Genomic DNA, 22,361 nt, shown 5'->3' with positions numbered 1-22,361 from the left:
ATGCCAGTTACTGTCACACTGAAATCTTCAGGGCCTTCATAAACGGTGTCATCAATGGAAGCGATACGCACATCAAATTCGGTTTGCCCGGCAGGCACCGTCACCACACCATCATTTGGCACTGCAACCCAGCCACTTCCCGTGCTGTATTCTAAGGTGCCCAAATCTCCAACTTCGGTATCGCCAAGATTAAGACCCAGTTCCACCTGCGTTTCCGCTTCAGACGCGTTCGATAAAGTGACTTTGAAGTTCGCAGTCTCACCCTCATTAATGGTGCCAGCATCGGTAATAGTCACACTTGGGCGGTCATCATCGGGATCAGGTCCTGGACCACTGCCGTCATCCACTATCGTTGCCGTACCTGTATCGCTGCCTTGCACCGCGCCAATGCCAGTTACTGTCACACTGAAATCTTCAGGGCCTTCATAAACGGCATCATCAATAGAAGCAATGCGCACATCAAACTCGGTTTGCCCGGCTGGCACGGTCACCACGCCATCATTTGGCACTGCAACCCAGCCACTTCCCGCGTTGTATTCTAAGGTACCTAAGTCACCGGCTTCAGTGTCACCCAAGTTGAGGCCTAGCTCGACTTGAACAGTGGACTCGGAGGCATTCGATAGCGTCACTTTGAAGTTCGCCGTATCACCTTCATTAATAATGCCAGCATCGGTAATAGTCACACTTGGGCGGTCATCATCGGGATCAGGTCCTGGACCACTACCGTCATCCACTATCGTTGCCGTACCCGTATCACTGCCTTGTACTGCGCCAATGCCAGTCACGGTCACACTGAAGTCTTCAGGGCCTTCATAAACGGTGTCATCAATGGAAGCGATACGCACATCAAATTCGGTTTGCCCGGCTGGCACCGTCACCACACCATCATTTGGCACTGCAACCCAGCCATTTCCCGTGTTGTATTCTAAGAGACCTAAGTCACCGGCTTCGGTGTCACCTAAGTTGAGAGTCAGTTCAACCTCAACATCTATAGCTGATGGATTAGATAACGACACTTTAAAGCTAGCCGTTTCACCCTCATTAACTATCCCTGCATCGCTCATCGTTACCGTTGGGCGATCATCATCAGGACTTAAACCTGGCCCACTACCATCATCAACAATGGTTGCCACCCCGGTTGCAGGTGTATTTTGTTCTTCTGTTGTGCCAGAAAGCGTAAACGTTTCTGGGCCTTCGAATATAGAGTCATCTATAGAGTCGAGAGAAACCGTAAACCCGCTTTCACCTAATGGGACCGAGACTGTAAAAGTACCGTTATCATCAACCAAGATTTCTTCCGTTGTACCATCAGAAAATGTTATGAGAACACGCTCATTAACGTAGTCACTTCCGCTCTCGTCAGTTGAACCGCCAGTTGCGGTGCCATCAAGTAGCGACAAAGTGACATCAGTATTGTCCTCTGTTGCTTGGTTTAAAGTAATATCGAATACAACCTGATCACCTTCGTTGATAGTCGGACTGGATATTTCCTGAACAATTATCGTTGCAGGAATGGGGGTTGCTGTTGGTTCTGGTGGTTGTATTTGGAGAATATCGAGTAGCGTCTCTACCTGAGTACTTGAAAATCCTGTTCCGTCAGTTCCCACTGTCTCAAAATTGGTACTAGCGAGTAATTCAGCACCTGTGCGATCTATAGCTCCCGTATTCTGTGGGCTAGACCCGTTTCCTTCACCTGCAGCAGGTTCAAACTCTTCACCCAGCTCAGTCGGGTCTTCCCCACTCGCAATTGCTTCAATTAACGCAGTGATATCATCAGTTACATTTATTGAACTTCCTTGTGGTGTCACCTGCTCGATAACAAGTTCAGAAGTATCTGATACTTCATCGATTATTAACTCTCCTGGTTGAGGTAGTTGACCCTGACCTAAAGTCCTAATCTCACCGTCCAACCCGATAACGACAATGTTGCCCGCCAATGAGCTAAAAGTTACACGTTCCATATCTACCTCGCCCCACTTCAAACCAAGTCAAAAGTTTGTCACCCCTACATTTACGTCTATAGTTTAGTCAAAATCATCATATTTTCGTTGTATGTGTAGCTTGTAGGACGTTTGATAACTCTAGGGGCAGAGTTACAAAAAAGCGCAGAGTGACACAGGCCGTGAAACGCTATGATATTAAGAATTCAAGCTTTTCTCCGAGCTAAACTTGCTATGTTGCTAAGCAACATTCGACATATGTGCTAAGGTTTTAAAAGGCGAAATCTTGGATTTTTGAAACAAAAGCTTTGTTTTAACAGTAGGTTGATAAATCCCTTACTCAAGCACTGTTATTTATGATGTTTCGTCTCAGTTATGAGATGAAATAGCAAAAAGCAACACGAATTTTTAGGAGAAATACCGTGAAATGGAACCGACTAAATATTGCTTGCTGCTGTAGTTTAATGGTGTCTATACCCGTTTTCGGTCAAACTTTAGAGCAAGCCGTAGCATTGACGTTAAAAAACAACCCTGACATTAAGAGTGCATTTAATGAATTTACGAGCCGAAAATACGTAAATGAAGCATCTTCGGGTGCTTACTTACCCTCTATTGATCTAGATGCGGGTATTGGGTATGAAGGATTAGACCCTTCTGACGAGGTGGGACGTGGAGATACAGATTACACTCGAAAAGAAGCATCGGTGACACTAACCCAACTTATCTGGGACGGCAGTGCGACTCTTAATGATATAGACCGAACCGCAGCGGATGCTGAATCAGTAAGATTTCAACTTTTGGCCGACGCATCGGATAAAGCACTTGAAGTCACCAAAGTGTATCTAGATGCTGTAAAAGCTTACGAAATACTCAAGCTGTCTGAAAACAACCTGGCTGTTCACAAAGATATCTACGATGACATTAAAAAACGAGTCAACTCGGGTATCGGCTCTACCGCTGACTTAACGCAAGTAGAAGCACGTTTGGCAAAAGCACACGGCAACTTAGCCGCTGCTCAAAATAACCTGTATGACTCTCACACGATGTTCACTCGTTTAGTCGGTCAAACACCGCAAGGGCTAATCTTTCCGAGAGCGGACCAAAACTTTATTCCGTACACAATTGATGAAGCGGTAGGCTTGGCATTTGAACTGCACCCCGTTATTCAAGTCGCACTCGCAGACGTAGACTCGGCTAAGTTTCAATACAAACAGTCTAAAGGTGTTAACTACCCAACCATTTCCATTGAAGCTTCGCAAACATGGCGTGACGACGCTGATGGTTTAAAAGGTCGCAGTGATGAGACACTTGCCATGCTGCGCCTACGCTACAACCTATTCAATGGCGGCAGTGATGCAGCGAACTCAGAAAACTTCGCCTACCAGCTAAATAAAGCAAAAGACTTGCGTGAAGGTGCCTATCGCAATGTTGAAGAAGGGTTAAGACTTTCTTGGAGTGCGCTTGATTTAACATTACAACAAAAAGAGTTTCTATCAGATCATGTAGACTCTGCGTCTGAGACCGTAATTGCTTACGAGAAGCAATATCGCATCGGTAAACGGACACTGCTTGATCTATTGAACACTGAAAACGAGCTCTTTGAGGCGCGTAAAGACTACTTAGATTCTAAATACGCAGAGCAGTACGCCAAATATCGAGTGATGAACGCAACAGGTCAACTGTTGAGTGCATTAAGGGTCGAAATGCCTAAAGAATGGCTAGAAGAAGTGGAGTATTAATTATGAAACACATAACTCTTATTGCACTCTCATTGATGATTTCGGCATGCAGTTCATCCGATAAAGGCGATGAGTATGATTACATCGATACGCCAATTGCCGATCAGTGGGCTGATCATATAGATGATGACTCAGACGGTGTTATTAACGAGCGCGATTTGTGTCCGGGAACTCCTTTAGGAGCCGAGATAGATAACGATGGCTGCGGTTCGTATGTCGACTCCTCACAAGAAATGCAAATTCGAGTCCTATTTGCGAACGATTCCGATGTTATAAACCCTATCTTTACGCAACAAATTCGTGAGTTGTCCGATTTCTTGAAAGAGTACCCAAATACGTCTATCGAGATTCAGGGCTATGCTAGTCGCACTGGTACTGCAGAACACAATCTCGACTTATCCAAGCGCCGGGCTGAGAACGTTAGAAAAGAACTCATGACGAATGGTATTAGTGGGGATAGAGTTACCATTGTGGGCTATGGAGACACAGTGCTTGCAACACAAGGCACTGACCAAGTGAGTCACGCGCTAAACCGTCGAGTAACCGCAACAGTGATTGGTCACAAGGGCGAAGTTAAGAAAGAGTGGACCGTTTTCACTACACTTCCAAAAAGCTAACACAACCATAAACAGAACGTAAAAATAAAAGGTCTAGCAAATTGCTAGACCTTTTTTGATTTTCAATTTTACCTAAATGGTAACGCCACTACATATCTTTGTATTGCGCCTCTAAACTTGCAATCAAGCTTTGAGTCACATCATCAACGCTTGCACCGTCAAAATGGATGTCTAATGTCGAGCTACCTTTTGTAATACTCAGGTTTGCCTCAGAGCTGCCATCTGGTGCCACTTCTACGTGATACTCTCCGACATCACCGGTATGATCACCTGATTGAAGATCATTAAGAAGCTCTCCAATTTCATCTTTAGATAAGTCATCAAAGAGATCAGAGAAGTCTAGAGTGTCTTCATCTTTATTGAAGTCAGTGACAGTGTCGCGTTCATTGGACACATCAATCCATTTAAAGATGTCTTCACCGTCCCCCCCTGTCAAAATATCATTGCCGAAACCACCAATTAAAATATCATTATCTGCACCACCGAACAGCTTGTCGTCACCGCCTTGTCCAAACAAAATATCATCTCCTGAACCACCAGAGATGGTATCTGCCTGGTCGTAATAACGAGACTGTTCAAATTCTGCTTGGTTTTCAGTAATGTAGTGATGAACTTCTTCTTTGGTAACCAACGAAACATCCTTACCTAGTTGAGAAGCTACGTAGTTTTGCAGCGCGGAAACTCCTTGCTCACCATCGACGTCGAAACGCATGGCATCACCAAAAATAATGTCATTTCCATCAAGGCTGTTAATCTCATCTTTGCCTTGCATCAAAGAAACTTCCTTACCAAGGATCACTTCTGCTAGTTGGTTTACATCTATGTTAGCTCTTACTACACCATCAGAGTCGAAGTTTTCTAACGAATCTTCATCTAAGTAGCGACCAAGACCTATCGAACGAACCTCACTAAATTCAGCCAATGCTTGATATGCGTTATTCGCTTGAGATAGAACATTATTTCCATAATCATCATAGACATATGAGTTAAGCATTCTCCCCACCTGTTCACCAGTAGAGAGCGAATACACCGCCCCGCGAAAATCTATGATTGTTTTATTGTTGTATGTGACTGTATCACCAAACCTGTAATCACTTGGCAAGACATCCGCTAGCGTCACTAACTTTTGTTCTGACACGCCAAGTACGACACCCTCCCAACCACTAAACCAACTCGTATTGTTATCCGTAGCTTGGTTTGGTTGACCATCAGATATGAAATAACTTAGGTTTGTTGCGCCACTATCGGCATTAGCAAACCAGTCTAGTGCAGATTGGAACCCGGCTTCATAATTTGTATTACCATCACCGATTTGTAAAATTGCATCCAATGTAGACTCTATTTGCGATGTTGCGTTGTCTGCACTCAAATCTAATTCAAGTACCTGAGAGCTCCCAGTAGCAAATGTGGTCAATAAAACGTTCACTTTGCCCGAATGAGGGCCACTAGCACTTTCGGTAAGAGTATTCAGCACTGTTTTTAGCTCACCTAGCGCTAGACCAACGTCGTAACCCATGCTGCCTGATGTATCGAGCATAAAAGCAATGTTGTAGTCCTGCCCCTCGACAATCTGTAATCCTTGAACATCGCCAACAATCACATCATTGCTATCAGATCCAGCTATCTTGTTATCACCATGCGTACCGGAAACAAAATCATAATCTCGAACTGAAACAGAAGCCGTGTCCGTTCCCATTTGAGTATTGTTATTAACTTCAACACTTCCTGCCGTCGCTGTTACATCAAAATCTAACGAACCATTGTAATCGGCTGGTACAGTAATCGTACCGCTTAGTTGATGACTGGTTTGATTTGGTTCACTTGAAAGGTCAACCGTGTAAGAACCATCGCTGTTTTCAGTAACCGTTTTGCCATTCACCTCTAATGTTAGCCCTGAAGGAATTCCCGTTAATGTGACGCTATCGTTAATGAATGACTCACTGCCATCCACATCGATAAGATCAAGGTTCAGCTCAAAAGAGACTTGCTGCTCTGTAAGTACAACATACTCTCCTGTGTTGTTATTTAGCTTGATAATGGCATCTTGGAAGATAAGTTGTTCAATTTCATAAAGGTGGTCACCCGACTCTTTATGAGTGCTCGAAACAACATCTTTTGTATCAATAAATCGGCTATCTTCGACAATCCAATACGGGACCTCTGAGTGGTCAGACGCAGGGTAATAGTTGAGGTTGTAATCAGACAACTTGCCAGAGTAAACAACTGTGTCCGTCTCCGCTTGATCATCTAATGAACCAATACCGCCATAGATAGAATCATTACCTCCTCCAGTCACAAAGATATCACTGCCTTGAGCATCAACGTTCGCACCTGCTTGTTGATCTCCGACAAAGCTCAGTGGCGATTCAGTGTCACCGCTTAGCATTAAGTCATTACCAACATGTCCGTTATTAAACGTTTGTGTCACCACATGTTCAAAGTCAAGCCCTGGTAAATTACTTGCCTCAAGCAGATCTTTAAGTTCTTCGTCTGTAGACCAGCTTCCGCCTAGTGTCACAGGTACAGACGTTACTGGACCGAAAGTAAGGTCAATCTTAATTGGGTCCGCGACAGGCTCTATGTCGATACTCAACGTACCTGAAGCAGAAGAATTGCCATCACTAACAGTGAAATGAATCTGCTCGTAAGTATCCAAGCCGTTCCCAACACCGTCTTTATCGAAAACATTTGCACCAGATTCATGTTCAGCAGGAACATAACGAACAAGACCATTTTCGATATCAGAAGCGAGTACACTGCCAGAAACCGCTTCCCAACCATCAGAACCTTTCACTTGCAGTGAGCCATTTAGAGCAGAAGTGTCAAACTCAACACTTATACTACTATCAACGATGCCTAAATGTTCTAGTGTTATAACAATAGCTTCGTCTTCTAATCCGGAAATTTCGTTGCTTTGAACTGCTGGCGGAACATCATTATCATCAATATAGCCAACGCCAGATACATCTCCGACTTTAATCACAAGACTCTCTGTTGATTCAACCAACTGATCATCAATACTTGGAATGGTAATCTCAAAGCCATTCACTCCGGCTGGAACAATAAGGTATCCACCCAAATACTTCACGCCATTAGTAAAAGTTGCGTTCGACAAATCAATGTCTTGAGAGCTCACACTAGAACCCTCTGCAGAGAAATCCACTTGATACTTAACGGTCTGATCTGTCGCGTTATTTAGAGAAACAGAAAACGTGACATCGTCACCCTCAACAACAGTAACACCTGCAATGCTCTCCACCACAGGTCCATTTTCCGCAACATTACCATCTAGTATTTCGTTAACGATATTGACCGTAGACGGATCACTAACTCCACTTTCAGAATCGACTGCCACATATCCAAAGCTATCTCCGGCAGGAATACCTTCTACATAACGTAACTCCCAGTTCCCTTCATTTTTCGTAGAAAAATCTAACTGAGTAATGACCGAACCTTCAGGAAGAGCTAGTTCTTGCCCAAAACCAACGCTTGTTTCTTGGAATAGCATGAAGTTGCCTTCAGGCTTCAAGAACTCGAACGTTTGAGTCTGTTCGATATTATTTGAATCTAAATACGTAACCGTAATAAGCGCAGCGTTGTCATCACCGTAATCAAACAATCCACCTAATCCATCTAAGCCAAGGTTTACGCTGCCCACAGGGTTATTAGACAAATCGATCGTAATTGTCTCGCCTTTCTCAATACCCTGCCCATCATTGTCAGCAATACCGTTTCCGATATGTGACACTTGGCGGTTGTATTGAGCAAGTTCACCACTATCAGAAGATATAGTGATGGAGGAACCATTAACTAAATGCTCAGTACGGGAGTGTGATGGACCTCCGTCCTCACTTAGCCCCCAATTATTGAAATCTGTTGTAGACTCGGAACTATTTGGTGTATCTGGGCGATCCTTGATACCTAATAAGAAACCCACATTATCAGCTTCATAGTAAAGGCTATCTTTTTCATAAAGAGTGTCACTGACTTCTTTTATTTCATGCAGTTCACCGTTGTTATCTCTGAAGAACAATGTTCCTGAGGTCGGTAGTTCAGTAATCTGCACATGCAAGTCGTTGCCATTTAAGTCATCTTCAATATCCGCTATATGATCCTGAGAGTCGCCATCACCTAAAGGTTTCGTATCAGTATCAAATACAACTTGCGTCACAGGCTTGTCAGTCACATGCGTAAAGTCCTCACTGTCAGGCTTGTCATTGACTGGCGTCACATCGACGTTCACCGTGGTGGACTCTGATACCCCACCGGACGTGACGATGTAGGTGAAGCTGTCTGTACCGTGGTAGTTGTCGTTTGGCGTGTAAGTCACGCTGCCGTCCGGGTTGACCGAGACCGTGCCGTTGGCTGGACCGTTATTGCTATCGAGCGACACCACTTTGTCCTTGCCTTCGAACGTGTCGTTATCTAAGACCTTGATGATGGTCGGCGTGTCTTCCACAACCGTCGCGTTGTCTGCCACAATGTCAGCCACAGGCGCCACTGTGAAGTTCACCGTTTGGCTGACGCTTTCGCCGCTTTGATCGGTAGCCGTAAACGTTAGGTTTTCTGAGCCGTTCCAGTCTGCCGTTGGGCTAATAGTCGCAATGCCATTTTCTATTGAGACATTGACATTACTGTTGCCTGAAACGCTGAAGCTCAGCTCGCCATCCACATTATCCACATCGCTGAAGGCGGTATTTAGATCGATGCTGTATGGCGTAAAGTCTTCCGCCAAGGTTTGGTCTGCGATGCTGCTTTCAACCACAGGCGTGTCGTTCACCGCATTCACGGTGACGTTGACCGTCGCTTGGTCAGTCAATGCACCATCGGTAACGGTGTAAGTGATTTCAGCGTCACCATGGAAGTTCTCAGCCGGTGTGAAGACCAGTTTGCCGTCAACAATCTCGACTGTCCCTTGGTCACTCGGCACAGATGCCGAATCAATGCTTAAGGTATCGCCATCAATGTCGGTATCGTTTGGCAGGACATCAATCGTCACTGGCGTGTCTTCGTCAGTAACAGCGGTATCATCGTTTGCCACTGGCGCATCGTTCACTGGCGTCACATCGACGTTCACTGTGGTGGATTCCGATACCCCACCCGACGTAACGATGTACGTGAAGCTGTCTGTACCATGGTAGTTGTCGTTCGGCGTGTAAGTGACGCTGCCATCCGGGTTGACCGAGACCGTGCCGTTAGCTGGACCGTTGTTGGTATCCAGCGACACCACTTTGTCGTTGCCTTCGAACGTGTCGTTACCTAAGACCTTGATGATGGTCGGCGTGTCTTCCACAACCGTCGCGTTGTCTGCCACGATGTCCGCCACAGGGGCTACCGTGAAGTTCACCGTTTGGCTAACGCTTTCACCGCTTGGATCGGTCGCAGTAAAGGTCAACGCTTCAGAGCCGTTCCAGTCCGCAGTTGGAGTGAACGTAGCAATGCCATTGACGATCGCCACTTGAATGTTGCTGTTGCCAGAAACGCTGAAGCTCAGCTCGCCATCCACGTTATCTACATCGCTGAAGGCCGTATTCAGATCGATGCTGTATGGCGTAAAGTCTTCTGCCAAGGTTTGGTCTGCAATGCTGCTTTCAACCACAGGCGTGTCGTTCACCGCATTCACGGTGACGTTGACCGTCGCTTGGTCAGTCAGCGCACCATCGGTGACGGTGTAAGTGATTTCAGCATCGCCATGGAAGTTCTCAGCCGGTGTGAACACCAACTTGCCGTCAACAATTTCAACCTTACCTTGTGCTTCAGGTACAGACGCTGATTGGATAGACAGCGTATCGCCATCGATGTCAGTATCGTTTGGCAGGACATCAATCGTGACAGCGGTGTCTTCGTCAGTCATCGCCGTGTCATTGGTCGCCACTGGCGCATCGTTGACTGGCGTCACATCGACGTTCACCGTGGTGGACTCTGATACCCCACCGGAGGTGACGATGTAGGTAAAGCTGTCTGTACCGTGGTAGTTGTCGTTTGGCGTGTAGGTCACGCTGCCGTCCGGGTTGACCGAGACCGTGCCGTTAGCTGGACCATTGTTGGTATCCAGCGACACCACTTTGTCGTCGCCTTCGAACGTGTCGTTACCTAAGACCTTGATGATGGTCGGCGTGTCTTCCACAACCGTCGCGTTGTCTGCCACGATGTCCGCCACAGGCGCTACCGTGAAGTTCACCGTTTGGCTAACGCTTTCGCCGCTTGGATCGGTGGCCGTAAAGGTCAGCGCTTCTGAGCCGTTCCAGTCTGCGGTTGGAGTGAACGTAGCAATACCATTGACGATTGCCACTTGAATGTTGCTATTACCAGAGACGCTAAACGTTAACTCGCCATCCACGTTATCCACATCACTGAAGGCAGTATTTAGATCGATGCTGTATGGCGTAAAGTCTTCTGCCAAGGTTTGGTCTGCGAGGTTGCTTTCAACCACAGGCGTGTCGTTCACCGCATTCACGGTGACGTTGACCGTCGCTTGGTCAGTCAGCGAACCATCGGTAACGGTGTAAGTGATTTCAGCGTCACCATGGAAGTTCTCAGCCGGTGTGAAGACCAGTTTGCCGTCAACAATCTCGACTGTCCCTTGGTCACTCGGCACAGACGCCGATTGGATAGACAGCGTATCGCCATCAATGTCAGTATCGTTTGGCAAGACATCAATCGTCACTGGCGTGTCTTCGCCAGTAACAGCGGTATCATCGTTTGCCACTGGCGCATCGTTCACTGGTGTGACATCGACGTTCACCATGGTGGACTCCGATACCCCACCGGAGGTAACGATGTAGGTAAAGCTGTCTGCACCGTGGTAGTTGTCGTTTGGCGTGTAAGTGACGCTGCCGTCCGGGTTGACCGAGACCGTGCCGTTGGCTGGACCGTTATTGGTATCCAGCGACACCACTTTGTCGTCGCCTTCGAACGTGTCGTTACCTAAGACCTTGATGATGGTTGGCGTGTCTTCCACGACCGTCGCGTTGTCTGCCACGATGTCCGCCACTGGCGCAACCGTAAAGTTCACCGTTTGGCTAACGCTTTCGCCGCTTGGATCGGTGGCAGTAAACGCCAACGCTTCTGAGCCGTTCCAGTCTGCCGTTGGGCTAATGGTCGCGATGCCATTTTCAATCGACACCAACACGTTGTTGTTGCCAGAAACGCTGAAGCTCAGCTCGCCATCCACGTTATCCACATCGCTGAAGGCCGTATTCAGATCGATGCTGTATGGCGTAAAGTCTTCCGCCAAGGTTTGGTCTGCAATGTTGCTTTCAACCACAGGCGTGTCGTTCACCGCATTCACGGTGACGTTGACCGTCGCTTGGTCAGTCAGTGAACCATCGGTAACGGTGTAAGTGATTTCAGCGTCGCCATGGAAGTTCTCAGCCGGTGTGAAGACCAGTTTGCCGTCAACAATTTCGACTGTACCTTGGTCACTCGGCACAGACGCTGATTGGATAGACAGCGTATCACCATCGATGTCGGTGTCGTTTGGCAGGACATCAATTGTCACTGGCGTGTCTTCGTCAGTAACAGCGGTATCATCTTTTGCCACTGGCGCGTCGTTCACTGGTGTGACATCGACGTTCACCGTGGTGGATTCACTGACGCCCCCAGATGTGACGATGTACGTGAAACTGTCTGTACCGTGGTAGTTGTCGTTTGGTGTGTAGGTTACGCTGCCGTCCGGGTTGACCGAGACCGTGCCGTTGGCTGGACCGTTATTGGTATCCAGCGACACCACTTTGTCGTCGCCTTCGAACGTGTCGTTACCTAAAACCTTGATGATGGTCGGCGTGTCTTCCACAACCGTCGCGTTGTCTGCCACGACGTCCGCCACAGGCGCAACTGTGAAGTTCACCGTTTGGCTAACGCTTTCACCGCTTGGATCGGTGGCGGTAAAGGTTAGGGTTTCTGAGCCATTCCAGTCTGCGGTTGGAGTGAACGTAGCAATGCCATTGACGATCGCCACTTGAATGTTGCTGTTGCCAGAGACACTAAACGTTAACTCACCATCGGCGTTATCCACATCGCTGAAAGCGGTATTTAGATCGATGCTGTATGGCGTAAAGTCTTCCGCCAAGGCTTGGTCTGCAATGCTGCTTTCAACCACAGGCGCGTCGTTCACCGCATTCACGGTGACGTTGACCGTCGCTTGATCAGTCAGCGCACCATCGGTGATGGTGTAAGTAATTTCGGCGTCGCCATGGAAGTTCTCAGCTGGTGTGAACACCAACTTGCCGTCAACAATCTCGACTGTGCCTTGCGCTTCAGGTACGGACGCTGATTGGATAGACAGCGTATCGCCATCAATGTCAGTATCGTTTGGCAGAACATCAATCGTCACTGGCGTGTCTTCGTCAGTAACGGCATTGTCATTGGTCGCCACTGGCGCGTCGTTCACTGGTGTGACATCGACGTTCACCGTGGTGGATTCACTGACGCCCCCAGATGTGACGATGTACGTGAAACTGTCTGTACCGTGGTAGTTGTCGTTTGGCGTGTAGGTTACGCTGCCGTCCGGGTTGACCGAGACCGTGCCGTTAGCTGGACCGTTGTTGGTATCCAGCGACACCACTTTGTCGTCGCCTTCGAACGTGTCGTTACCTAAGACCTTGATGATGGTCGGCGTGTCTTCCACAACCGTCGCTTTATCTGCCACGATGTCCGCCACAGGCGCTACTGTGAAGTTCACCGTTTGGCTGACGCTTTCACCGCTTGGATCGGTAGCCGTAAACGTTAGGATTTCTGAGCCGTTCCAGTCTGCCGTTGGGCTAATGGTCGCGATGCCATTTTCAATCGAAACCAACACGTTGCTGTTGCCGGACACTGAAAAGTTCAGTGCGGAGTCGCTGTCTTTAAATGCGTCGTTTAAATCAATCGTGTAGATCGTAAAATCTTCTGCTAACACTTGATCTGAAATCACATTATCGACTGTTGGTGCATCGTTAACGCGATTCACAATCAAACTATCACTGTCGCTAACCGTTGGATTAACACCATCCGATACTGATGCGCTGATCGTTAGGTCTTTAAGGTTGAGTTCGTCGTTGTTAACCGCGTCAACACCCGCTTGAGTCAGTTTGACTTCATCGCCAACTAGCGCAAAGTAGCCGTTTGAGTTGTTTTCTAAAGAAACGGTTAATTGCTCTTCTGGCGTATCGGTATCAGCGACTTCCAACGTTGCCACTACCGTATCGGTACTCACTGCGTCTTCAGTGATACTTTCTACAGCATCGACCTTGATGGTTGGCGCATCGTTTACTGGGTTAACGGTAACGGCCACCTTCGCTTGGTCTGTCAGTGCACCATCGGTGACGGTGTAAGTAATTTCGGCGTCACCATTGAAGTTCTCGGCCGGTGTGAACACCAGTTTTCCATCAACGATCTCAACTGTACCTTGTGTTTCAGGTACGGAAGCCGATTGGATAGACAGCGTATCGCCATCAATGTCGGTGTCGTTTGGCAGGACATCAATTGTCACTGGCGTGTCTTCGTCAGTGACAGCGGTATCATCTTTTGCCACTGGCGCATCGTTGACTGGTGTGACATCGACGTTCACCGTGGTGGACTCTGATACCCCACCGGACGTGACGATGTAGGTGAAGCTGTCTGTACCGTGGAAGTTGTCGTTTGGCGTGTAAGTGACGCTGCCGTCCGGGTTGACCGAGACCGTGCCGTTGGCTGGACCGTTATTGCTATCCAGCGACACCGCTTTGTCGTCGCCTTCGAACGTGTCGTTACCTAAAACCTTGATGATGGTTGGTGTGTCTTCCACAACCGTCGCGCGGTCAGATTCAATATCTGCCACAGGCGCAACTGTGAAGTTCACCGTTTGGCTAACGCTTTCACCGCTTGGATCAGTAGCCGTAAACGCTAAGGTTTCTGAGCCGTTCCAGTCTGCGGTTGGAGTGAACGTAGCAATGCCATTGACGATCGCCACTTGAATGTTGCTATTACCAGAAACGCTGAAGCTCAGCTCGCCATCAACATTATCCACATCGCTGAAAGCGGTATTTAGATCGATGCTGTATGGCGTAAAGTCTTCCGCCAAGGTTTGGTCTGCAATGCTGCTTTCAACCACAGGCGTGTCGTTCACCGCATTCACGGTGACGTTGACCGTGGCTTGGTCGGTCAGTGCACCATCGGTGATGGTGTAAGTGATTTCAGCGTCACCATGGAAGTTCTCAGCCGGTGTGAACACCAGTTTGCCATCAACAATCTCGACTGTGCCTTGTGCTTCAGGCACAGACACCGATTGGATAGACAGCGTATCGCCATCAATATCGGTGTCGTTTGGCAGGACATCAATCGCCACTGGCGTGTCTTCGTCAGTGACAGCGGTATCATCTTTTGCCACTGGCGCGTCATTGACTGGTGTGACATCGACGTTCACCGTGGTGGACTCCGATACCCCACCGGAGGTGACGATGTAGGTGAAGCTGTCTGCCCCGTGGTAGTTGTCGTTTGGCGTGTAAGTGACGCTGCCATCCGGGTTGACCGAGACCGTGCCGTTAGCTGGACCGTTATTGGTATCGAGCCACACCACTTTGTCGTCGCCTTCGAACGTGTCGTTATCTAAGACCTTGATGATGGTTGGCGTATCTTCCACAACCGTCGCTTTGTCTGCCACGATGTCCGCCACAGGCGCAACTGTGAAGTTCACCGTTTGGCTGACGCTTTCACCGCTTGGATCGGTAGCAGTAAAGGTCAATGCTTCTGAGCCGTTCCAGTCTGCGGTTGGAGTGAACGTAGCAATGCCATTTTCTATTGAGACATTGACATTACTGTTGCCAGAGACACTAAACGTTAACTCACCATCGGCGTTATCCACATCACTGAAGGCGGTATTCAGATCGATGCTGTATGGCGTAAAGTCTTCTGCCAAGGTTTGGTCTGCGATGCTGCTTTCAACCACAGGCGTGTCGTTCACCGCATTCACGGTGACGTTGACCGTGGCTTGGTCGGTCAGTGCACCATCGGTGATGGTGTAAGTGATTTCAGCGTCACCATGGAAGTTCTCAGCCGGTGTGAACACCAGTTTGCCATCAACAATCTCGACTGTGCCTTGTGCTTCAGGCACAGACACCGATTGGATAGACAGCGTATCGCCATCAATATCGGTGTCGTTTGGCAGGACATCAATCGTTACTGAGCTATCTTCCTCTGTAATTGTTGTATCATTAGAGGCAATAGGCGCATCGTTAACTGAGTTTACTGTTACCGAAACTTGGGCTTCATCCTCTAACTCACCATCTGAGATGGTGTAGCTAATCGTTGCATTACCGTTGAAATTTTCAGCCGGAGTGAAAACAAGCTTACCATCGATAATCTCAACGATACCTTGCTCTTCTGGTACAGAAGCAGAGGTAATGATTAAATCATCACCTTCAATATCACTGTCGTTAGCGAGCACATCAATTACAACCTGGGAATCCTCGTCAGTTTGAATCGCATCATTAGTTGCTATTGGCGCGTCATTAACAGGCGTAATATCTAAGTTAGCAGTGCCATTAATAACACCGCCATCGTTATCAATAATGTCATAGGAGAATGACACTTCAGTGTCATCATCAGCCTCTGGAATGTAAGTCCAAGATCCATCGCTGTTATCAATTAAGGTGCCATTCCCACTCTCAATAGTGACGTTTGTAATGACAAGAGTATCGGCATCATCAATATTGACATTAGATAGTAATTCTTCAGTAGTTATCGTGATTGGATCGCTATCTTCCTCAACAGCGCTTAATGTCACTGGAGAATTAGTAAGTGGCTTACTTGAGCCATCCCCACTTGTCTCGATACCTGTTGTGAAGAAGTCATTTAAGGTCAACGCTTGTGTTTCAGATAAGCCGAGGGATTCTAGGCCAATAGTTTCAAAGTTTGTTGAGGCTAGCACTTCAGTACCATCTCGTACAATCGTGGCACTATTTTGCAAACTGGAGCCACTATTTTCACCCGCTGCAGGTGCGAGTTCTTCATCAATAGCAGAAGGGTCTTGACCTTGCTCAATAGCACTAATAATCTGTGCTACATCGTCTGAAATATCTTTTAAACCTTGCTCTTGAGCAAGCTGAATTTTCAGGTCTTGAGGCGCAGCATCTGTCATTGCCACTATCACTTCACCTGGTAGAGGCTGCTGTCCTTCTGCAAGGACTCTCAGCTGCCCATCCAAACCTATTACGACGACTTGATTACCGAGTGGCACTAATGCTGTACGATCCATATAAACCTTAACCCTAAATAACTGTCAAGTTTTTGACTAACAATACTAATTTGCTATATATTGCCCGAATATATAGTGCAATAACAGCAATTTGATGCTCAATAAAGTAATTATGTGTCATACATCAATAAGAATCCAGATGCATAAGTGTTTTATTTTATTAAAATCTGGACACTCGTTTCTAGCCATTACCTCCATCTTTAATTTGAGATCTTAATTCAAGTTTTAGGCAGATTTAGTAGGTTGATTTATCAAAATTGAAACAAATGAACAGCGAATCAACAGGTTACTTCATCGCATATTAATGTTATTGTGCGCTAAATTATTGACGCCCTTATAAGTATTCCACTTATAAGCCCTATCACCTCGAGAATTTTTACCATTATCTAGGAGAATCACAGTGAAGTGGACTCGTGCCAACGCCTTTTGTATTGGTATGTTCACCGCTAGTCATGCTTTTGGGCAAACGCTAGAGCAAGCGGTTGAAAACACATTAAAAACCAATCCTGACATCAAAAGTGCGTTCAATGAATTCGTTAGCAAGCAGTATGTGAATGAAGCATCTGGTGGTGCTTACCTCCCATCCGTAGACTTAGATGCCGGTATCGGTTACGAAGGAATCAAACCTGCAGAGTCAGGGCGAGATTCAACCGATCTGACAAGAAAAGAAGCCACCGTGACACTAACCCAGCTAATATGGGATGGTTCAGCGACACTTAATGATATGGATCGAACAGCAGCTGATGCTGAATCGGTCCGTTATCAACTTCTAGCTGATGCCCAAGACACCGCTCTAGAGGTCGCGAAAGTTTATTTAGACTCAGTAAAAGCTTATGAAATTCTTACACTTTCCGAGAATAACTTGAAAGTGCATAAGAAGATCTATGAAGACATTAAAAAGCGAGTTAACTCAGGTATCGGTTCTACAGCAGACCTAACCCAGGTAGAGGCTCGTTTAGCAAAGGCTCACGGTAACTTGGTGGCAGCTCAGAACAACTTATATGACAGCCACACCACCTTTACACGCCTTGTCGGACAGTCACCACAAGGATTGATTTTCCCAAGAGCGGACCAAAACTTTATTCCCTACACCATCGATGAAGCGATTGACTTGGCATTCGAGTCACACCCAGTAATCAAAATCTCGGTAGCTGATGTGGACTCTGCAAAGTTCCAATACAAGCAATCTAAGGGAGCTTACTACCCAACGATATCGGTAGAAGCGGCTCAAACATGGCGTGATGATGCAAGCGGTATTGAAGGAAGCAGCGAAGAGACAACAGCGATGTTGCGCATGCGTTACAACCTCTTTAACGGTGGTAGTGACGTAGCCAACGCTGAAAGTTTTGCCTACCAACTAAACAAAGCAAAAGACCTAAGAGAACGTGCATACCGCCAAGTAGAAGAAGGCCTTCGTCTATCTTGGAGTGCGTTAGATTTAACACTTCAACAAAAAGAGTTCCTAGCGGATCACGTAGATTCGGCCTCTGAAACTGTCATCGCCTACGAAAAGCAGTATCGCATTGGAAAACGCACTCTGCTGGACTTGTTAAATACTGAAAACGAACTTTTCGAAGCGAGAAAGAACTACTTGGATGCTCGATACTCAGAGCAGTACGCCAAGTACCGCGTTATGAACGCGACTGGCCAATTGTTAAATGCCTTGCGTGTCGATGTACCTACAGAATGGAATGAAAAGGTGGAGTACTGATCATGAAACCAGTGAAGATTCTATTTGCATTGGGTATGCTCGCCATCACTCAACACGTTGTTGCTGAAGACGAATATGAGTATCGTCCTGTACCAAATGCAGAACAAATAGCAGATTTGCAAGATGACGATAACGATGGTGTCATCAATGCTCGAGATATGTGCCCAGGTACACCTGAAGGCTCAGAGGTCGACAACGACGGTTGTGGAGAATACATTAAAGCATCAGATAACATGCAAGTGCGGATACTTTTTGCTAACGACTCTGATGAGATCAATCCAGTCTTCAGAAGACAAGTTCGAGAGCTTTCCGACTTTTTAAAAGAGTACCCTACTACTTCGATAGAGCTGCACGGCTATGCTAGTAAAGTTGGTGGTTCGAAGCATAACCAAGATCTTTCTGAAAGACGAGCACGCAATGTCCGTGAAGCCCTACTAAGCTACGACATCGAACCGAGTAGAGTCCGCATTGTTGGTTTTGGTGACACTCACTTAGCACAGCAAGGGAGCGATGAAGTCAGCCATGCTTTAAATCGTCGAGTCACCGCATCAGTCGTTGGTTACAAAGGCGAGATAAAAAGAGAGTGGACAATATTCACAACTCTTCCAGAAAGGTAAAGTACCTGTTTTTGTTTGCTCTGCAAGCACAAAGCAAACAAAAACGAGTGAATACTTAACCTCAGAAAAGGAGCTTCGGCTCCTTTATTTTTACTCATTTCGACAACCGTATTATGCTTTAGGAATCGGCACTTTAGTGTTACTCTAGCCACGTCATAACAACGAGAGTTTTGAAATGAGCAAACTTACATCAGATATCCAAGCGAACCTTGACCTTTTTGTTGCAGAAACGAAAGAAAACCAATTGGTTTGGGGTTTACGCAATGAAGAAGGTTGGCTATCTTGCGATTCAACTGAATTCGAAAACAGCGAAGTCATGCCTTTCTGGTCTTCTAAAGAAGATGCAGAAGCACATAATGTTGAAGAATGGGCAGATTTTACTGTACTAGAAATCCCATTAGATATCTTTGTTGAAGATTGGCTTTTGACTCTTGCTGAAGATGGTGTTCTTGTTGGAACTAACTGGAACGATCAGTTAGAAGGCAAAGAAATGGAACCTCAAGATCTAGCAAAGCTTTACATTGATTAAAGATTTCTGACCTCAACTTTATGTTGAGGTCTTTCTTTTTTATGCCTCTTCTTTCAATATCTCGACCAAGTGCATAGTTTTACTACTCTTTTTCTTAGTACACCCAACTTAATCACAACGCTGATGCGTTAAAAGCGCTATGATAACTCAACTTTAAAGGCACCTTAAATTAAAGGCTCGTTTAAACATGCGCGTGCTCTATCCCTTGCTTGCGTCACTTTTGCTCACTCCAGTATATGCAAGCGACACTCAAGATATTGAACCAAACCAAAATATCACACAGTGGCACTCTGTCTACCAAACCACACTACGAAGCAACCCTGAGTCGGCATTGAGCATGCTTCAAGATCGCTACCATACAGCGAAATCGGACAGCGAAAAGCTCTACGTAAGTGGATTGATTTATGAATATATGTCAAACATAAATCAGCCTTACTACGGCAGCAGTCAAGTCTTAGACAACCGTTTTTCTCAATTAGAATCAGAATATATTCTTGCCTTAAAGGAACGTAAGCATGGTAGTTACGAGGCCTCAGTAGATAGCTTTTCTTCTTTGCGACAGACAATGAAGAAAATATCCGATTCCGAAGGCAAGGCTCTGATGAACTATCAACTTTGTTATACGCTGAATCAACAAGGTCGTTATCACAAAGCAAACTTTTATTGCTCATCCTTAGAGAGCCACTTAAATCATAAGCATCAAGAAAACTTCCCTGTTGATCTTGCTTTGCGCGTAATAGCAAATAACTACAATTACCGCGGTGACTATGAAAAAGCCTTAAGTTTGTATCGACAGTTGATGGCCAACATGTCGACGCAAAGCGATCCTTCAGGGATTTACAATGACGTCGGCAATTTACTTGCAGAGCTGGGGCAATTTGAACAATCAGAGCAATATCTCATTCAAGCCCTACTGGTTCGCCAAGATGAAGGGACACCTCTTGAAGTTGCACAAGTCGAACATAGTCTAGGAGCGATGTACAGAAAATCCAAAGAACTCGATAAGTCCATCAGCCACTACAAAAATGCATTGACGATTCTCGAACAACTTCATTACCCATACGGGCAAGGGTTGACCTATTTAGGGTTATCTGCTGCTTTGGCCGATTCTGGGCAATTAGATACCGCGGTAGATTACATTGGAAGAGCATTAAACATTGCCCAAACTTATGAGAATACGCACCTTGAAACAGAGGGTCATTTGGCTGCTGGATTGGCATATTTAAAGAACCATACACCCGAAAAATCGATTGAACACACTACAATAGCGTTAAGATTAGCGGTAAAAAACGCTAGGCCCTTATTGCAAGCGCAAGCCCAATTACTCCTCTCAAAAGCATACCAAGCTCAAAATGATTACAAAAAGGCGCTGGAGCATCACAAGGCCTACTCGACGATTGAACTAACGAACCGAGACGCGAGTAATATTAAGGCGTTAGAGGCACTAGATCTCACTAAAAAAGAGTATGAATATGATCTACAAGTCGCGCAGTTGAACAACGAAACTCTTCTAAGTCAGTACCAGTTTGAAAAACTCACAGATCAACAACGCACTTATAATTTTGTTGTTTTCTGTTTATTGGTTCTCCTCGCTCTGGCATTGATGGTTCAGCGACAAACACGCTTAAAAGCCAAAATAGACAGCTTAACGTGTGCATTAAACAGAGCGGCAATTATAGAGACGATTAAAAGCCAAACCTCCAAAGCTGAAGGAGACTTCCGCTACGTTCTAGCATTAATCGATCTAGATGACTTTAAGGCGATTAATGATCAGTATGGTCATCCGACTGGCGACTTAGTACTACAACAGGTGTGCAAAGCGCTTAAAGCTAAACTTAATAAGGGAGAGTACTTGGGTCGTTTAGGTGGAGAAGAGTTTATCTTGCTATTGAAAAACGTCGATGAGATTGACGTTCCCTTTAGAATACAAAGTCTGCATAAAACAATTTCAGAAAAGAGTGTACATTCGCTTAATAACCATCAATTGAATATATCTGCGAGTCTGGCCTATCTATCAACCTCAATGCCACTCACCAACTTTGATGAGCTCTATTCGATATTAGACCAAGCGTTATACAATGCTAAGAAGCAAGGAAAAAACTCCCTTGTGGACGCATACAACGAGCCGATCAGTTTAAGTGCTGAGTATATTCTCTAATAAAACCAAACCACCAGCGTAGTGGTTTGTTATAGGTGGAAGCATCAGTAAGCCATTCAGATGCAACATCATCATCAAGGAGTCTTTGTGCCCAAGGCAAGAAAAAACATTCAGTCTCTAGAGCGAGGTTTTCTAATCCTCGAGTTGCTCTCGATGAGTGAATCTCCCCTATCATTACAGACTATCAGTAATGCGATCCAGTTAAATAAGACGACTGTTCACGGGTTACTTGCGACTCTACACTCTCTTGGATATGTATCCAAACACAACCATAGCTACAGCCTAGGGTTTAGATGCTATGAACTGTCTAAGCCGATTGAACAAAAAAACGAAGCTATCCGACAACATTTTGTTCCATTGCTGAAAAAAATGGCCCAAATGACTAACAACACAGCTTACCTCGCTGTACAAAGTGGCGCTAAAGAGTACTTGTATATCGATGCTATAGAGCAGGATAACCCTCTTACTATCCGTAGCCCGAGAGGGAAACGAGAAGGACTCACAACATCTGCGATCGGCAAAGTTTTTCTTAGTTTTGATGATGAGCTTCGTCGAACATTACGCCTTGAAAACCAAATATCCCCCACGTTAGAAACTGAACTTAATCAGGTTGTATTATCAGGTTACGCACTCGATTTAGAAGAGGCAGAGCCAAACCTCAATTGCTTAGCGATCCCCCTTTACTTGGATGGTAAAGTCGTTGCTGTTGCAGGTGTTAGCGGTGCTGCCTCCGAACTGACGGTCACTAGGCTAAAACACTTTGCAAGAATCTTTCTCAAATTTTAAGATTTGACAATGTCGAATCCTAGGCCATTTTTATACTGTTTTGATTACAT

At 46.0% G+C, this 22,361-nt stretch carries 9 protein-coding genes; 7 read left to right on the top strand and 2 right to left on the bottom strand.

Annotated elements, in window-relative coordinates:
- A partial coding sequence (locus R7Q09_RS09380) for a Calx-beta domain-containing protein (RefSeq protein ID WP_318143696.1) occupies positions 1-1,961 on the bottom strand: 1,961 nt, incomplete at its 3' end.
- 401 nt (positions 1,962-2,362) lie between these two features.
- Here R7Q09_RS09380 and R7Q09_RS09375 point away from each other — a divergent pair.
- A complete protein-coding gene (locus R7Q09_RS09375) occupies positions 2,363-3,679 on the top strand; it encodes a TolC family outer membrane protein (RefSeq protein WP_195723090.1) in 1,317 nt (438 codons plus the stop codon).
- Positions 3,680-3,681: 2 nt separating this feature from the next.
- Positions 3,682-4,296 (top strand): OmpA family protein, encoded by a 615-nt coding sequence (locus tag R7Q09_RS09370; protein ID WP_031781371.1) that lies wholly within the window; start codon positions 3,682-3,684, stop codon positions 4,294-4,296.
- Positions 4,297-4,384: 88 nt separating this feature from the next.
- Here R7Q09_RS09370 and R7Q09_RS09365 read toward each other — a convergent pair whose 3' ends face one another.
- On the bottom strand, positions 4,385-16,510 hold the full coding sequence (locus R7Q09_RS09365) for a tandem-95 repeat protein (protein ID WP_318071337.1): 12,126 nt from the start codon (positions 16,508-16,510) through the stop codon (positions 4,385-4,387).
- Between the two features lie 400 nt (positions 16,511-16,910).
- Here R7Q09_RS09365 and R7Q09_RS09360 point away from each other — a divergent pair, with 400 nt between their 5' ends.
- From R7Q09_RS09360 to R7Q09_RS09340, 5 genes are all read left to right on the top strand, one after another.
- Complete coding sequence (locus R7Q09_RS09360) at positions 16,911-18,221, top strand: TolC family outer membrane protein (protein WP_017821962.1); 1,311 nt, start codon at positions 16,911-16,913, stop codon at positions 18,219-18,221.
- 2 nt (positions 18,222-18,223) lie between these two features.
- On the top strand, positions 18,224-18,838 hold the full coding sequence (locus R7Q09_RS09355) for an OmpA family protein (protein WP_171343397.1): 615 nt from the start codon (positions 18,224-18,226) through the stop codon (positions 18,836-18,838).
- Positions 18,839-19,013: 175 nt separating this feature from the next.
- On the top strand, positions 19,014-19,367 hold the full coding sequence (locus R7Q09_RS09350; RefSeq protein WP_005377352.1) for a DUF2750 domain-containing protein: 354 nt from the start codon (positions 19,014-19,016) through the stop codon (positions 19,365-19,367).
- Positions 19,368-19,554: 187 nt separating this feature from the next.
- Positions 19,555-21,525: a diguanylate cyclase domain-containing protein gene (locus tag R7Q09_RS09345; protein ID WP_170897342.1), complete on the top strand. Its 1,971-nt coding sequence runs from the start codon at positions 19,555-19,557 to the stop codon at positions 21,523-21,525.
- 87 nt (positions 21,526-21,612) lie between these two features.
- Positions 21,613-22,311: an IclR family transcriptional regulator gene (locus R7Q09_RS09340; protein WP_104979219.1), complete on the top strand. Its 699-nt coding sequence runs from the start codon at positions 21,613-21,615 to the stop codon at positions 22,309-22,311.
- The last annotated feature ends 50 nt before the right edge of the window (positions 22,312-22,361 follow it).

This window comes from Vibrio sp. 2130-1 (genome assembly GCF_033339515.1).
This window is presented reverse-complemented; position numbering and strand designations above follow the sequence as displayed.

Coding starts and splice junctions, on each gene's coding strand:
- R7Q09_RS09370 (WP_031781371.1), top strand. CDS start 3,682: ATGAAACACATAACTCTTATTGCACTCTCATTGATGATTTCGGCATGC.
- R7Q09_RS09365 (WP_318071337.1), bottom strand. CDS start 16,510: ATGGATCGTACAGCATTAGTGCCACTCGGTAATCAAGTCGTCGTAATA.
- R7Q09_RS09355 (WP_171343397.1), top strand. CDS start 18,224: ATGAAACCAGTGAAGATTCTATTTGCATTGGGTATGCTCGCCATCACT.
- R7Q09_RS09350 (WP_005377352.1), top strand. CDS start 19,014: ATGAGCAAACTTACATCAGATATCCAAGCGAACCTTGACCTTTTTGTT.
- R7Q09_RS09345 (WP_170897342.1), top strand. CDS start 19,555: ATGCGCGTGCTCTATCCCTTGCTTGCGTCACTTTTGCTCACTCCAGTA.